We start from the raw sequence: 13,975 nt of genomic DNA on the forward strand, positions 1-13,975 counted from the left end.
TCCAGGTTTACGCCTGGCGCTGCCAGCTTAACGTCATGGAGACGGAGTCGGCGTAGCGCAGGGCGTGAAGTTTATCGATCTCCACTTCAGCATAAGTGACCCAGTGGTGTTCGCGTGCGATGTCGAGCACATCCTGAGTTAATTTTTCCAGTAGCGCAAAACGGTTGTTCTCAACGTACTGGATGATGCTTTTGGTGATCGTGCGATAGTTCAGCGCGTCATTGATGTCTTCGCTGGCGCGCGCCTTGTCTGCCGGGTAATGGATCACGACATTCACCACGATATCCTGGCGATTCGCGATCTCCTCCTCTTTGATACCAATGAATGTGCGTAAGCGTAGGTTTTTTATACGAATAATAGCGTCATGCTGGGACATTGCAGGTCTTCTCCGTGTCAGTATTTTTACCTCATCATACATGAGGAGAACACCTGCACCCAACGGGGCACAGGCTCAAATCTGATGGATTTTTTGCATGGCGCGTTCGGTTGCCGGGCGGGTCCGGATGCGCTCAAACCAGTTGTTAACCGCCGGATAAGTGGCCAGGTCGATCCGGTGGCGTTCATGGGTGTTGATCCACGGCCAGCAGGCGATATCTGCGATGCTGTAATGCTCACCTCCCAGCCACGGTGATTTTTCCAGCCGACGGTTCAGGACCCCGTACAGGCGCTGGGTTTCGACCTGATATCGCTCAATGGCGTAAGGGATCGTCTGCGGCGCATAGGCGGTAAAGTGATGATTCTGCCCCAGCATCGGCCCCAGGCCGCTCGACTGCCAGAATAACCATTGCAGCGTGTGATGACGCTCGCGCAACTCCCCGCTCAGAAGCTTGCCGGTTTTCTCCGCCAGATAAAGCAGTATCTCTCCGGATTCAAACAGGCTTAGCGGTTTTCCGCCGTCTGAAGGCAAGTTATCAATGATGGCCGGAATTTTATTGTTGGGCGAGATGGCCAGAAAAACGGGGCGGAACTGATCGCCTTTGCTGATATCCACGCGAATGATCCGGTAGTCCAGTTCGGCTTCTTCAAGAAAGAGGGTGATCTTATGGCCATTAGGGGTGGGGGCATAATAGAGATCTATCATTCTCAACTCCTGTCAGTGCGAATAGTGTTGCCATGAAAAATCAGTATAGGTGCTTGTTGTAAATCGTGAGTTTTCATCAAGTGACAGCGAGGCAAAGAGATTATATGTTGAGTGAAAACCGATCAGCCGAAGAGGATGTTATGAGCCAGCCTGTAATAACGTTGTGGTCCGATGCGAACTTTTTTTCTCCTTATGTCATGAGCGTTTATGTGGCGCTGGCAGAAAAGGGGCTAACTTTTAGTCTGAAAACCGTTGACCTGGACAGCGGCGAACATCTGAAGCCTCAGTGGCAGGGCTACGCGCTCACCCGCCGTGTTCCTGTGCTGGAGATTGACGGTTTTGAGTTGAGTGAATCCTCAGCGATTGACGAGTACCTTGAAGACCGCTTTGCCCCACCAGAGTGGGAACGCATCTATCCTCACGATCTGCAAAAGCGCGCCCGCGCCCGCCAGATCCAGGCGTGGCTGCGTAGCGACCTGGTGCCGATTCGCACAGAACGCTCCACGGACGTGGTGTTCGCTGGCGTCAAAAAGCCCGCCCTCAGCGAGGAAGGCTTATCCAGCGCCCGGAAGCTGATTGATACCGCGTCATCGCTGCTGTCACAGGGTAACCCAAACCTGTTTGGCGAGTGGTGTATTGCCGACACCGATCTGGCGCTGATGCTCAATCGCCTTATCCTCAACGGCGATGACGTCCCACAGCTACTGGTGGATTACGCCACATTCCAGTGGCAACGCGCGTCGGTACAGCGCTATCTGGCACTCTCTGCTAAGCGCGCGGGCTGATAAGACGGGGCGCTTGAGGTATGATAGGGGCAGTCTGAATTCCCGAGGAGTAACTGATGAAACTGATGTTTGCGTCGGATATTCATGGATCGCTGCCCGCGACCGAACGCGTGTTATCTCTGTTTGCCCAAAGCGGGGCGCAATGGCTGGTGATCCTGGGCGATGTGTTAAACCACGGCCCACGCAATGCGTTGCCGGAAGGGTATGCTCCCGCGCAGGTGGCGGAAAAACTTAATCATTTTGCCTCGCGCATTATCGCCGTTCGCGGCAACTGCGACAGCGAAGTTGACCAGATGCTGCTGCAATTTCCCATCACCGCTCCCTGGCAACAGGTGTTGATGGAAAACAGCCGTTTGTTCCTGACCCACGGGCACCTGTTCGGCCCGGATAACCTGCCGTCACTCGCCGCTGGCGATGTCCTGGTTTATGGTCATACTCATATTCCGGTGGCGGAAAAACGCGGGGCGTTTTACCACTTTAACCCCGGGTCTGTCAGCATTCCTAAAGGCGGTAACCCGGCAAGCTACGGCATGTATGAAGACGGGACATTAAGCGTTATCGCACTTAATGATCAGCAAGTTATTGCGCAGATAGCGATTAATCCGTAAGTTACACCACAACTGCAAACGCGCCGAAAGAGCGCTTAGACGAGAAGGTTTCCCGATGGTGGAGCAGAATCATTTGGCAAGTACTGAGTGGGTTGACATTGTCAGCGAAGAGAATGAAGTGATCGCGCAGGCCAGCCGCGAACAAATGCGTGCGGAGCGTCTGCGTCACCGCGCGACTTACATCGTTGTTCATGACGGCATGGGCAAGATTCTGGTCCAGCGTCGCACTGACACCAAAGATTTTCTTCCTGGTATGCTGGATGCCACAGCGGGTGGCGTCGTGCAGGCCGATGAAGTATTGCTGGATTCCGCGCGTCGTGAAGCGGAAGAAGAGTTAGGTATCGCTGGCGTGCCGTTTGCCGAGCACGGACAGTTTTATTTCGAAGATGAGCATTGTCGCGTCTGGGGCGGGCTGTTTAGCTGCGTTTCCCACGGACCTTTCGCCTTGCAGGAAGAGGAAGTGAGCGAAGTGTGCTGGATGACGCCGGAAGAGATCACCGCGCGTTGCGACGAATTCACGCCGGATTCCCTTAAAGCACTGGCGCTGTGGATGACCCGCAACGCCAAAAACGAATCCGCTAAACCGGAAAATAAGGCGGAAAAAGAGGAAGAGGCTGAGTAAGCCTTAACAGCTTTCCCGCAGACACAGGCTGGACGCGATGGGTTTATGGTCGCGCCAGTCTCCGTCATTCAGACGTTCCAGTAACGCTTTCCCGGCTTCAATCCCAATCTTGCGATGCGGTACTGCCATCGTCGTCAGCGGCGGCTGACAGACGCGGCTGACGTCGCTGTCGCCAAAGCCCACGACCGCTAAATCGTCCGGCACCTTGATGCGCCGACGCTGGCACTCATACAGCGCGCCGCAGGCCAGTTCATCTGACACGCACACCAGCGCATCCAGCTCCGGCCACGCCAGCAGGAACTCTGGCAATTGTGCCGCACCGGTGGAGAAGTTCGGCGGCATGGCGGCATTAATCACTCTATTTGGCGCCAGGTGGTGGCGCAGCATCGCCTTGTACCAGCCCTGCAAATGTTGCTGAAAAATCCACTGCTCCTGGTTAGCGCACAGCAGGCCAATATTCTGGTAGCCGCGCTGAATCACCATTTCGGTAAGTTCATACATGGCGGCGACGTTATCAATCCCGATATTCATATCAATAGGATCGGCACGCATTGCACCCATTTCCATCACCGGGATAGAGGCGTTTTTTAGCCAGTGTCGCACGGTATCGGAGTGCTCGACGCTGAGCAGTATCGCCGCGGCGATGTTCGAAGCCAGCAGCGTTTCAAGCAATTTTTCTTCCTGTTCAAGACGATGCTGAGATTCCGCCAGCATGATCTGATATCCGGCTGGCTGGAGCACCTGCTGTAGCCCGGCGAACATCTCGGAACAGCCAGCTTCGGAAAGATTGGGTACAACCATCGCAATCGTCCATGACGATGCCGATGCCAGTGCGCTGGCGGCAAGATTGGGCATGTAACCCAGCTCCTGCACCGCGGCTTCAATTTTTTCACGCAGTTTATCGGAAACCTGTTCGGGCGTGCGGAGGGCACGGGAAACAGTCATCGTGCCTACGCCGGCAAGCTGCGCGACATCCGCGAGCGTTACTTTTCCGGTACTGCGCCGTTTTCGGGTTAAAGACATACATCTTCCTGCTGACAGGACGCGATTTAGTTTCATCCTTCATTTTACGTGACAGGCAGTATACGCCTTAAATCCCTTTTTTTGCTGTGATTTCGCACCAGGATAGCAATTTGATAGCGCTATCACAGTTCTGCATGTTAGTCGTTGGTAGCGCTATCTTTGTGATCGCGATCGCAGTCATTAATTGATGGGTTGAATAGAGTTTGCCCATGTCTGGTCTTTAGCGGGAGTGAAAAATGCTCAAAAAGTGGATATATGATACAACCATCATCCTACAGGATAGCGTTGAAAGCTGGCCCCAGGCGCTGGAACTGTGCGCGAAACCGCTGCTGAATTTGCAGGTCATTGCGCCGGAATATGTCACGGCTATCATTGAGCAGCATCACAGGTTAGGTCCCTACTATGTGCTGGCTCCAGGACTGGCAATGCCACATGCGCGACCGGAAGAAGGAGCGAAAGGACTTGGCCTGTCATTATTAAAACTGAAACAGGGCGTCTCTTTTGGTGCCGGTGAGTTTGACCCCGTCGATGTGATTGTGATGCTGGCGGCGCCGGACAAGCATAGCCATATCGAAATGATCTCTGCCTTAGCGGAATTATTTTCCAGCGACGAAGATATGGCTGAATTACATCGGGCGAATACGCTGGAGGAGATAAAAACCATCATCAATCGCTTCTGATTTAATTATTTAATCCGATTCATCTCAACATTACGCGTCAGCGTGATGGGGCGTACTCTACTTAAAAAAGGGGATAACAATGAAAATCATGGCTATTTGCGGCTCCGGCCTGGGCAGCAGTTTTATGGTCGAAATGAATATTAAAAAGGTGCTCAAAAAACTGGAAATTGAGGCAGAGGTTGAACACTCCGATCTCTCCTCGGCCACGCCAGGCGCGGCGGACCTGTTTGTAATGGCGAAAGACATTGCCGCCAGCGCCAGCGTGCCGGAAAGCCAGCTGGTGGTGATCAACAATATTATCGATATCAACGAACTCGAAGCGCAGCTGCGCGCCTGGTTCGAAAGACAATAATCCTGAAAAGGCGAGGTGGATATGTTTATCCTTGAAACGCTGAATTTCGTTGTTGATATTTTAAAAGTCCCTTCAGTCCTGGTCGGGTTAATTGCCCTGATTGGTCTGGTGGCGCAGAAAAAAGCCTTTTCAGATGTGGTAAAAGGCACAATTAAAACCATTCTCGGCTTTATTGTACTGGGCGGCGGCGCAACCGTGCTGGTGGGCTCTTTAAATCCGCTCGGTGGTATGTTTGAGCACGCCTTTAATATTCAGGGCATTATTCCCAACAATGAAGCTATTGTGTCAATTGCCCTGGAAAAATATGGTGCCTCCACCGCGCTCATTATGGCTTTCGGGATGGTGGCGAATATTATTGTCGCGCGCTTTACCCGCCTGAAGTACATCTTCCTGACCGGGCATCACACCTTCTACATGGCGTGCATGATTGGCGTGATCCTGACGGTCGCAGGCTTCGAAGGGGTAGGGCTGGTCTTCACCGGTTCGTTGATCCTCGGCCTGATTATGGCCTTCTTCCCGGCGATTGCGCAGCGCTATATGAAGCGTATTACCGGCAACGATGAGATCGCCTTCGGTCATTTCGGCACGCTGGGCTACGTGCTGTCCGGCTGGATTGGTAGCAAGGTCGGTAAAGGCTCGCGCTCCACCGAAGAGATGAACCTGCCGAAGAACCTCAGCTTCCTGCGCGACAGTTCGATCTCCATCTCACTGACCATGATGATTATCTACCTGATTATGGCGGTGAGCGCCGGGCGTGAGTACGTGGAGGCCACCTTCAGCGGCGGCCAGAACTACCTGGTGTACGCCATCATTATGGCCATCACCTTCGCGGCAGGCGTGTTTATCATCTTGCAGGGCGTGCGCCTGATTCTGGCGGAAATTGTCCCGGCCTTTACCGGCTTCTCGGAAAAACTGGTGCCCAATGCGCGACCTGCGCTGGACTGCCCGGTGGTCTACCCGTATGCGCCAAACGCGGTGCTGATTGGCTTCCTGTTCAGCTTCCTCGGCGGGATTGTAGGCTTGTTCATCTGCGGTCAGTTTAGCTGGGTGCTGATCCTGCCGGGCGTCGTGCCGCATTTCTTCACCGGTGCAACGGCGGGCGTGTTTGGGAACGCCACCGGCGGACGTCGCGGGGCGATGATTGGCGCCTTTGCTAACGGCCTGCTGATCACCTTCCTGCCGGTCCTGCTGCTGCCTGTTCTGGGCGCGATTGGCTTTGCGAATACGACCTTCTCGGACGCCGACTTTGGCGCCGTCGGGATTGTGCTCGGCAACCTGGCGCGCTTCCTGTCGCCGCTTGCCATCACCGGACTGGTTGTTGTGTTGTTTGCGCTGCTGGTGGCCTACAACGTCTTCGCTAAAAACAAACCTGCCAGCGGTAACGCGCAGGAAAACCCCGGAGCCAAATCATGAATGAGAATGAAATAACCGAACTGGCGCGTCAGATCCGCCTTGAGACGCTGAAATCCCTGACGCAGCTGGGTTTTGGTCACTACGGCGGCAGCATGTCAGTCGTTGAAACACTGGCCGTTCTGTACGGCGCGGTAATGAAAATTGACCCGGCCGATCCGGACTGGCCAGAGCGCGATTACTTTGTGCTGTCGAAGGGCCATGCGGGCCCGGCGCTGTACAGCACGCTGGCGATTAAGGGCTACTTCCCGATTGAAGAGCTGAGCACGCTAAACCAGAACGGAACGCGTCTGCCAAGCCACCCGGATCGCCTGAAAACACGCGGCGTGGATGCCACCACCGGATCGCTGGGGCAGGGGATCTCCATTGCAGGCGGCATGGCGCTGTCGCACAAGCTGGCAGAAAGGCCAAACCGGGTGTTTTGCATCGTTGGCGACGGGGAGCTGAACGAAGGGCAGTGCTGGGAAGCCTTCCAGTTTATTGCTCACCATCGACTGAACAATCTGACGGTGTTCGTGGACTGGAACAAACAACAGCTCGACGGCGAGCTGGACGAAATCATCAGCGCCTTCGATCTGGAAGGCAAATTCCGGGCCTTTGGTTTTGACGTGGTGACGGTGAAAGGGGACGACATTCCGGCGCTGCTGGAGGTGACCGCACCGATCCCTGCGACCGATGCGCGTCCGCGAGTGGTGATCCTCGACAGCATCAAAGGGCAGGGGGTGCCATACCTGGAACAGCTCAGCAACTCGCATCACCTGCGATTAACTGAGGAAAGCAAAGCGGCGCTCAACGAGACGATTCGCCAACTGGAGGCTTCACATGATTAAGGTTGCACCGACAGGACAGAAAGATTCGGTTGAGATGCGTAAGGTCTATGCGGGTTTTGTGGCAAAACAGATTGAGGCCGGGAGCGAGATTATTGCGCTCGAAGCGGATCTGATGAGTTCGATGGCGATGGACGGCGTAGCGCGTGATTATCCACAGCACGTCATCAACTGCGGCATTATGGAGGCCAACGTGATTGGGACGGCCGCCGGGCTGTCGCTCACCGGACGTAAGCCGTTCGTCCATACCTTTACCGCCTTTGCCAGCCGTCGCTGCTTCGACCAGCTGTTTATGTCCCTGGACTACCAGCGCAATAACGTGAAGGTGATTGCCTCGGATGCGGGCGTGACGGCCTGCCACAACGGCGGGACGCATATGTCGTTTGAGGATATGGGCATCGTGCGCGGTCTGGCGCATTCAGTGGTGCTGGAGGTGACCGATGCGGTGATGTTCGAAGATGTGCTGCGTCAGCTTATCGACCTGGAAGGCTTCTACTGGGTGCGGACCATCCGTAAACAGGCGCCGAGCGTCTATGCCCCGGGGTCAACCTTCACCATCGGCAAGGGCAACGTGCTGCGCGAGGGAACCGATATTACCCTGATTGCTAACGGCATTATGGTGGCGGAAGCGCTGGAGGCGGCGCGCCAGCTGGAGCAGGAGGGGGTAAGCGCAGCGGTCATCGACATGTTTACCCTGAAGCCCATCGATCGGATGCTGGTGAAAAATTATGCCGAGAAAACCAGGCGTATTGTGACCTGCGAAAACCACAGCATTCACAACGGGCTGGGGTCGGCGGTGGCGGAAGTGCTGGTGGAAACCTGTCCGGTGCCGATGCGGCGGGTTGGGGTGAAGGAGCGTTACGGTCAGGTAGGCACGCAGGACTTCCTGCAGAAGGAGTATGGCCTGACGGCACATGACATTGTGTCGGCGGCACGAGAGTTGCTGTAATAAAAAAGGCGACCGTTGAATGGTCGCCTTTTTTTGCCGGATGGCGCTTCGCTTATCCGGCCTACAAAACCCTGGGCCCGGTAAGCGCTAGCGCCACCGGGCTTTTTAGCTTACTGCTGCTGCGAAGACTGAATCGCCGTCAGCGCGATGGTGTAGACGATATCGTCAACCAGCGCACCACGAGACAGGTCGTTCACAGGCTTGCGCATACCTTGCAGCATTGGCCCGATGGAGATCAGGTCTGCTGAACGCTGTACCGCTTTATAGGTGGTGTTACCGGTGTTCAGATCCGGGAAGATGAACACGGTAGCGCGACCTGCAACCGGCGAGTTAGGCGCTTTAGATTTCGCAACGTCAGCCATTACCGCGGCATCGTACTGGAGCGGGCCGTCGATCATCAGATCCGGACGTTTTTCCTGCGCAATGCGGGTTGCTTCACGGACTTTCTCTACGTCGCTGCCTGCACCAGAAGTACCGGTGGAGTAGGAGAGCATCGCGACGCGCGGTTCGATACCGAAGGCAGTCGCGGAGTCCGCAGACTGGATAGCGATTTCTGCCAGCTGCTCTGCGGTTGGGTCCGGGTTGATCGCGCAGTCGCCATAAACGTAAACCTGTTCAGGCAGCAGCATGAAGAACACGGAGGAGACCAGAGAGCTGCCCGGTGCGGTTTTGATCAGCTGCAACGGTGGGCGGATGGTGTTCGCGGTGGTGTGAACCGCACCGGAAACCAGGCCGTCAACTTCGTCCTGCTCCAGCATCAGCGTACCCAGCACGACGTTGTCTTCCAGCTGCTCGCGCGCAACGGCTTCGGTCATGCCCTTGTTCTTACGCAGCTCAACCAGGCGGGCAACGTAGCTTTCGCGAACCACTTCCGGGTCAACGATCTCAATGCCAGCGCCCAGCTCAACGCCCTGAGACGCCGCAACGCGGTTGATCTCATCCGGGTTACCCAGCAGCACACAGGTCGCGATACCGCGCTCTGCACAGATGGCCGCCGCTTTAACGGTACGTGGTTCGTCACCTTCTGGCAGAACCACGCGTTTGCCCGCTTTACGCGCCAGCTCGGTCAGCTGGTAACGGAAGGCTGGAGGAGACAGACGACGGCTGCGCTCGGACGTCGCCGTCAGGGATTCGATCCAGTCTGCGTTGATGTAGCCCGCAACGTATTCCTGAACTTTCTCGATACGCTCGTGGTCATCAACCGGCACTTCGAGGTTGAAGCTTTGCAGGCTCAGGGAGGTCTGCCAGGTGTTGGTGTTCACCATGAAGACAGGCAGGCCAGTGGCGAACGCACGTTCGCACAGCTTGCTGACGCGCGGGTCCATCTCGTAGGCACCGGTCAGCAGGATCGCACCGATTTCCACGCCGTTCATCGCAGCCAGGCACGCTGCAACCAGCACGTCTGGACGGTCAGCAGAGGTCACCAGCAGGGAACCTGCGCGGAAGTGTTCCAGCATGTGCGGAATGCTGCGCGCGCAGAAGGTCACGGACTTCACGCGGCGGGTGTTGATATCGCCTTCGTTAACGATGGTGGCATTCAGGTGACGCGCCATATCGATTGCACGGGTGGCAATCAGATCGAAGCTCCATGGCACCGCACCCAGCACCGGCAGTGGGCTGGAATCCTGCAGCTTGGCCGGGTCAACTTTGATGACTTTCGCTTTGGAAGAGTCGTCGAAGATTTCGGACAGGTCAGGACGCGTACGGCCCTGCTCATCTACTGGCGCGTTCAGCTTGTTAACAATCACGCCGGTGATGCTGGTGTTTTTTGCACCGCCGAAGCTGCTGCGCGTCAGTTCGATACGCTCTTTCAGCTGCTCTGGGGTGTCCGTGCCCTGAGACATCACGAAAACAATCTCTGCGTTCAGGGTTTTCGCGATTTCAAAGTTCAGAGACTGGGCAAACTGGTGTTTACGGGTCGGGACCAGGCCTTCAACCAGCACCACTTCAGCGTCCTGCGCGTTTGCGTGGTAGTTGGCGATGATCTCTTCCATCAGCACGTCTTTCTGGTTGCTGGAGAGCAGAGATTCAACGTGGCTCATCTTCAGCGGTTCAGCCGCTGGCAGATTGGAGTTCTTACGAACGATGGAGGTGGTCTGGTCTGGCGCATCGCCACCGGCACGTGGCTGGGCGATAGGCTTAAAGACGCTCAGACGAACGCCTTTGCGTTCCATAGCGCGGATCACGCCGAGGCTGACGCTGGTCAGGCCGACGCTGGTTCCGGTAGGGATCAGCATAATAGTACGGGACACGGTTTATCCTCTTTCGTTACCGCCGCGTTGGGCGGGCTACAAAACAGCACCGCCAGCATTGCTGGCGGTGTGGAATCAGGCAGTCAGGCGGCACGCGTCTTGCGCGATGACCAGCTCTTCGTTAGTTGGGATAACGATAGCCGGGCGGGTGCCTTCTTTGTTGATGAAGCCAGACTTGCCGAAGCGGGCAGCCAGGTTACGCTCGTGATCGACTTCGAAGCCCAGAACGCCCAGTTTGCCCAGGGACAGCTCACGTACCATTGCCGCGTTCTCACCGATGCCGCCGGTGAAGATAACCGCGTCCAGACGACCGTCCATCAGCGCGGTGTAAGAACCGATGTACTTCGCCAGACGGTGGCAGTAAACGTCCATTGCACGTTTAGCGTCAGCTTTTTCTGCGTAGTTGTCTTCAACGTAACGGCAGTCGCTGGTGACTTCGGTCAGACCCAGCAGGCCAGACTCTTTGGTCAGCATTTTGTTGATGTCGTCAACGCTCATGCCCAGGGTGTCGTGCAGGTGGAAGATGATCGCCGGGTCGATATCACCGGAACGGGTACCCATCACCAGACCTTCCAGCGGGGTCAGACCCATAGAGGTATCAACACACTTACCGTTGCGGATAGCAGAAACAGAACCACCGTTGCCCAGGTGGCAGGTGATGATGTTGACTTCTTCAACCGGCTTGTTCAGTACTTTTGCGGCTTCCTGAGTCACATAGAAGTGGCTGGTGCCGTGTGCGCCGTAGCGACGTACGCCGTGCTCTTTGTACAGGCTGTATGGCAGGGCATAGAGGTAAGACTCTTCCGGCATGGTCTGATGGAACGCGGTGTCAAACACGGCCACGTTTTTATCTTTCAGATTCGGGAAGGATTTCAGTGCTTCAGCGATACCGATCAGGTGAGCCGGGTTATGCAGCGGTGCGAAAGACGCAGAGTCTTTGATGCCCTGAATCACAGAGTCGTCGATTACCACGGAGCTGGTGTATTTTTCGCCGCCGTGGACGATACGGTGACCAATCGCAGTCAGCTGAGCAGACAGTTCTGGTTTTTGTGCCAGAATAGTGTTAACGATAAAGTTCAGCGCTTCACTGTGAGCGGCGCCTGCACCTAAAGCCGCTTCTTGTTTGCTGCCGTCCATCTTCCACTTGATACGTGCTTCAGGCAGATGGAAACATTCGGCCAAACCAGAGAGGTACTCATCACCGTTGAGCGCATCGATGATGGCGAATTTCAGTGAAGAGCTACCGCAGTTCAGAACCAGTACTAACTTACTCGACATGGAAGTACCTATAATTGATACGTGGCTAAAAAAACGTCAATGAGTCTAAAGCGTAACGCATGCTGACTCAGACATTTATGATTAACATCATGCCAAACGAACATTCTGGCAGGATGGAAGAAATACCTATGATTTTAAGCCATTTTGAACATTTTTCAGACAATGGCATAATATGCGATAATTTGACGAGTTAACGCTTCTCGTCTACGGCCTATCAGGCTGGCACAGGATACCCGATACGGGGTAGCGATGACAAAATATTTTGAACGTTGTCATAGCCTGTTGTGGTTTTGCACGAAAATTTTAATTTTTATATGTGAAGTTGAGGTACAGCCATGTCAACACCTGAAATCCCGTCCGTGAACTTTTTTAGTCTGTTTCGTCGGGGACAGCATTACGCAAAGACATGGCCGATGGAAAAGCGCCTCGCGCCCATGTTTATTGAAAATCGCACTATTCGCGCCACGCGCTATGCGATTCGCTTTATGCCCCCGATCGCTGTCTTTACTCTTTGCTGGCAAATTGCGCTGGGTGGACAGCTTGGACCTGCCGTCGCGACGGCGCTCTTTGCGTTAAGCCTGCCGATGCAGGGATTGTGGTGGTTAGGTAAACGTTCCGTCACGCCACTTCCGCCTTCTATTTTACACTGGTTTTATGAAGTGCGTGGAAAACTGGAGGAGGCCGGCCAGGCGCTCGCCCCGGTTGAAGGCAAGCCGGATTATCAGGCGCTGGCGGACACCCTCAAGCGCGCGTTTAAACAGCTTGATAAAACATTCCTCGATGACTTGTGATTGATCATCGAAACGACGTCCAAAAGAAGGCACAGTAACAATCAGTTACCGTGTCTTTTTTTTACAGTGCAATGCGCTACAGGAGTCGAAAGATGGAAATGACCCATGCTCAACGTCTGATTTTGTCTAACCAGTACAAGATGATGACTATGCTTGATCCCGATAACGCTGCGCGCTACAGCCGCCTGCAAACCATTGTTGAACGTGGTTTTGGCTTGCAGATGCGCGAACTGGATCGCGAATTTGGCGAACTGAAAGAGGAAACCTGCCGTATCGTTATCGACATCATGGAGATGTACCATGCGCTGCATGTGTCCTGGACCAATCTGAAAGACCAGCAGTCTATTGATGAGCGCCGCGTGACGTTCCTGGGCTTTGATGCCGCGACGGAGGCGCGCTATCTGAGCTATGTGCGCTTTATGGTGAACACCGAAGGGCGCTACACCCATTTTGATGCGGGTACGCACGGCTTCAACGCCCAGACCCCGATGTGGGATAAGTATCAACGTATGCTGAGCGCGTGGCACGCCTGTCCGCGTCAGTACCATTTAAGCAGCAACGAAATTCAACAAATCATTAATGCCTGACGGAGGTGCGTGTGCAGTGTAAAGGTTTTCTGTTTGATCTGGACGGTACGCTGGTGGATTCGCTGCCGGTAGTGGAGCGTTCCTGGTGTCATTGGGCCGACAGGCACGGCATTGACCATCAGGATGTACTGAATTTCATCCATGGCAAACAGGCCATTACCTCATTGCGGCACTTCCTGGCGGGACGTCCTGAGGAAGAGATTCAGGCGGAGTTCAAATATCTGGAGCAGATTGAAGCTACCGACACTGAGGGCATCACCGCGCTGCCCGGTGCGCGCGAACTGCTTGAGCATCTGAATGAAGCGCAGATCCCGTGGGCTATCGTCACCTCCGGCTCGGTTCCTGTCGCGCATGCCCGCCATAAGGCGGCCGGTTTACCGACGCCGGACGTCTTCATTACCGCTGAGCGCGTAAAGCGCGGCAAGCCCGAACCGGATGCGTTTCTGCTCGGCGCTGAACTGCTCGGCCTTGCGCCAGCGGAGTGCGTGGTGGTGGAAGACGCGGCGGCAGGTGTGCTGGCCGGACTGAACGCCGGAAGCCACGTCATTGCCGTTAACGTCCCGGCGGGGTCCCCCCGGCTGGAGGAGGCGGATTTTGTGCTTAATACTCTGACCGCCATCGACGTCTCGAAGGCATCAGACGGCGTTGTAACCGTCTCGCTAAAAATGTAATCCCATGATATAGCCCCGCATTACCGGGGCTTTTTTATGGCAGAATTGCTTCTCCTCCA

At 55.2% G+C, this 13,975-nt stretch carries 16 protein-coding genes; 11 read left to right on the forward strand and 5 right to left on the reverse strand.

Annotation, left to right across the window (positions count from 1 at the left end; all coding sequences use genetic code 11):
• Positions 1–7 precede the first annotated feature (7 nt).
• Together folX and yfcG are read right to left on the reverse strand one after the other, a co-directional pair.
• The gene (folX, locus tag SK51_RS11390; RefSeq protein ID WP_003861432.1) at positions 8–376 is read right to left on the reverse strand and encodes a dihydroneopterin triphosphate 2'-epimerase; all 369 of its coding nucleotides are present in this window, start codon (positions 374–376) and stop codon (positions 8–10) included.
• 75 nt (positions 377–451) lie between these two features.
• Positions 452–1,081 (reverse strand): GSH-dependent disulfide bond oxidoreductase, encoded by a 630-nt coding sequence (yfcG, locus tag SK51_RS11395; RefSeq protein ID WP_022648841.1) that lies wholly within the window; start codon positions 1,079–1,081, stop codon positions 452–454.
• A 140-nt stretch (positions 1,082–1,221) separates the two neighbouring features.
• On the opposite strand from yfcG, the gene yfcF reads away from it, so the two are divergent.
• Genes yfcF through yfcD form a run of 3 tightly spaced genes read left to right on the forward strand, consistent with a single transcriptional unit; the run spans position 1,222 to position 3,096 of the window.
• Positions 1,222–1,866, forward strand: coding sequence for a glutathione transferase (gene yfcF / locus SK51_RS11400; RefSeq protein ID WP_023300634.1), 645 nt, complete (start codon positions 1,222–1,224; stop codon positions 1,864–1,866).
• A 56-nt stretch (positions 1,867–1,922) separates the two neighbouring features.
• The gene (gene yfcE / locus SK51_RS11405; protein ID WP_023300633.1) at positions 1,923–2,474 is read left to right on the forward strand and encodes a phosphodiesterase; all 552 of its coding nucleotides are present in this window, start codon (positions 1,923–1,925) and stop codon (positions 2,472–2,474) included.
• A 55-nt stretch (positions 2,475–2,529) separates the two neighbouring features.
• Positions 2,530–3,096 carry an NUDIX hydrolase YfcD gene (gene yfcD / locus SK51_RS11410; protein ID WP_006811396.1) on the forward strand — a complete coding sequence of 189 codons (567 nt, stop codon included), beginning with the start codon at positions 2,530–2,532 and terminating at the stop codon, positions 3,094–3,096.
• Positions 3,097–3,099: 3 nt separating this feature from the next.
• On the opposite strand, the gene SK51_RS11415 is transcribed toward yfcD, so the two are convergent.
• Positions 3,100–4,119 (reverse strand): LacI family DNA-binding transcriptional regulator, encoded by a 1,020-nt coding sequence (locus SK51_RS11415; RefSeq protein WP_003861441.1) that lies wholly within the window; start codon positions 4,117–4,119, stop codon positions 3,100–3,102.
• A 236-nt stretch (positions 4,120–4,355) separates the two neighbouring features.
• Between SK51_RS11415 and SK51_RS11420 the strand changes: the two genes are divergently transcribed.
• The 5 genes from SK51_RS11420 (at position 4,356) to SK51_RS11440 (ending at position 8,337) form a co-directional block, all read left to right on the forward strand.
• On the forward strand, positions 4,356–4,799 hold the full coding sequence (locus tag SK51_RS11420) for a PTS sugar transporter subunit IIA (protein ID WP_023306641.1): 444 nt from the start codon (positions 4,356–4,358) through the stop codon (positions 4,797–4,799).
• A 79-nt stretch (positions 4,800–4,878) separates the two neighbouring features.
• Positions 4,879–5,151 carry a PTS sugar transporter subunit IIB gene (locus tag SK51_RS11425; RefSeq protein ID WP_003861447.1) on the forward strand — a complete coding sequence of 91 codons (273 nt, stop codon included), beginning with the start codon at positions 4,879–4,881 and terminating at the stop codon, positions 5,149–5,151.
• A 21-nt stretch (positions 5,152–5,172) separates the two neighbouring features.
• Positions 5,173–6,564: a PTS ascorbate transporter subunit IIC gene (locus SK51_RS11430; RefSeq protein WP_017383437.1), complete on the forward strand. Its 1,392-nt coding sequence runs from the start codon at positions 5,173–5,175 to the stop codon at positions 6,562–6,564.
• On the forward strand, positions 6,561–7,391 hold the full coding sequence (locus tag SK51_RS11435; RefSeq protein ID WP_023300630.1) for a transketolase: 831 nt from the start codon (positions 6,561–6,563) through the stop codon (positions 7,389–7,391). The genes SK51_RS11430 and SK51_RS11435 overlap by 4 nt, the downstream gene beginning before the upstream one ends.
• A complete protein-coding gene (locus SK51_RS11440; RefSeq protein ID WP_023306640.1) occupies positions 7,384–8,337 on the forward strand; it encodes a transketolase family protein in 954 nt (317 codons plus the stop codon). Before SK51_RS11435 ends, SK51_RS11440 begins: the two co-directional genes overlap by 8 nt.
• A gap of 110 nt (positions 8,338–8,447) precedes the next feature.
• On the opposite strand, the gene pta is transcribed toward SK51_RS11440, so the two are convergent.
• A complete protein-coding gene (gene pta / locus SK51_RS11445) occupies positions 8,448–10,589 on the reverse strand; it encodes a phosphate acetyltransferase (protein WP_022648836.1) in 2,142 nt (713 codons plus the stop codon).
• A gap of 75 nt (positions 10,590–10,664) precedes the next feature.
• Entirely contained in the window at positions 10,665–11,867 is a 1,203-nt protein-coding gene (gene ackA, locus SK51_RS11450) for an acetate kinase (protein ID WP_022648835.1), read from the reverse strand.
• A 335-nt stretch (positions 11,868–12,202) separates the two neighbouring features.
• Here ackA and yfbV point away from each other — a divergent pair, with 335 nt between their 5' ends.
• The 3 genes from yfbV to SK51_RS11465 all read left to right on the forward strand — a co-directional run bounded on the left by yfbV (position 12,203) and on the right by SK51_RS11465 (position 13,916).
• Positions 12,203–12,658 carry a terminus macrodomain insulation protein YfbV gene (gene yfbV, locus SK51_RS11455; RefSeq protein ID WP_003861459.1) on the forward strand — a complete coding sequence of 152 codons (456 nt, stop codon included), beginning with the start codon at positions 12,203–12,205 and terminating at the stop codon, positions 12,656–12,658.
• Positions 12,659–12,750: 92 nt separating this feature from the next.
• Entirely contained in the window at positions 12,751–13,245 is a 495-nt protein-coding gene (locus SK51_RS11460; protein WP_008502874.1) for a YfbU family protein, read from the forward strand.
• Positions 13,246–13,256: 11 nt separating this feature from the next.
• Positions 13,257–13,916: a sugar phosphatase gene (locus tag SK51_RS11465; protein ID WP_022648834.1), complete on the forward strand. Its 660-nt coding sequence runs from the start codon at positions 13,257–13,259 to the stop codon at positions 13,914–13,916.
• Positions 13,917–13,975 lie beyond the last annotated feature (59 nt).

It is taken from the genome of Enterobacter sp. MGH85 (assembly GCF_001037655.1).
Taxonomy (GTDB): domain Bacteria; phylum Pseudomonadota; class Gammaproteobacteria; order Enterobacterales; family Enterobacteriaceae; genus Enterobacter; species Enterobacter intestinihominis.

Bases quoted from the DNA above. Each gene is read 5' to 3' on its own strand.
- folX (WP_003861432.1), bottom strand. From the start codon at position 376: ATGTCCCAGCATGACGCTATTATTCGTATAAAAAACCTACGCTTACGC.
- yfcG (WP_022648841.1), bottom strand. From the start codon at position 1,081: ATGATAGATCTCTATTATGCCCCCACCCCTAATGGCCATAAGATCACC.
- yfcF (WP_023300634.1), top strand. From the start codon at position 1,222: ATGAGCCAGCCTGTAATAACGTTGTGGTCCGATGCGAACTTTTTTTCT.
- yfcE (WP_023300633.1), top strand. From the start codon at position 1,923: ATGAAACTGATGTTTGCGTCGGATATTCATGGATCGCTGCCCGCGACC.
- yfcD (WP_006811396.1), top strand. From the start codon at position 2,530: ATGGTGGAGCAGAATCATTTGGCAAGTACTGAGTGGGTTGACATTGTC.
- SK51_RS11415 (WP_003861441.1), bottom strand. From the start codon at position 4,119: ATGTCTTTAACCCGAAAACGGCGCAGTACCGGAAAAGTAACGCTCGCG.
- SK51_RS11420 (WP_023306641.1), top strand. From the start codon at position 4,356: ATGCTCAAAAAGTGGATATATGATACAACCATCATCCTACAGGATAGC.
- SK51_RS11425 (WP_003861447.1), top strand. From the start codon at position 4,879: ATGAAAATCATGGCTATTTGCGGCTCCGGCCTGGGCAGCAGTTTTATG.
- SK51_RS11430 (WP_017383437.1), top strand. From the start codon at position 5,173: ATGTTTATCCTTGAAACGCTGAATTTCGTTGTTGATATTTTAAAAGTC.
- SK51_RS11435 (WP_023300630.1), top strand. From the start codon at position 6,561: ATGAATGAGAATGAAATAACCGAACTGGCGCGTCAGATCCGCCTTGAG.
- SK51_RS11440 (WP_023306640.1), top strand. From the start codon at position 7,384: ATGATTAAGGTTGCACCGACAGGACAGAAAGATTCGGTTGAGATGCGT.
- ackA (WP_022648835.1), bottom strand. From the start codon at position 11,867: ATGTCGAGTAAGTTAGTACTGGTTCTGAACTGCGGTAGCTCTTCACTG.
- yfbV (WP_003861459.1), top strand. From the start codon at position 12,203: ATGTCAACACCTGAAATCCCGTCCGTGAACTTTTTTAGTCTGTTTCGT.
- SK51_RS11460 (WP_008502874.1), top strand. From the start codon at position 12,751: ATGGAAATGACCCATGCTCAACGTCTGATTTTGTCTAACCAGTACAAG.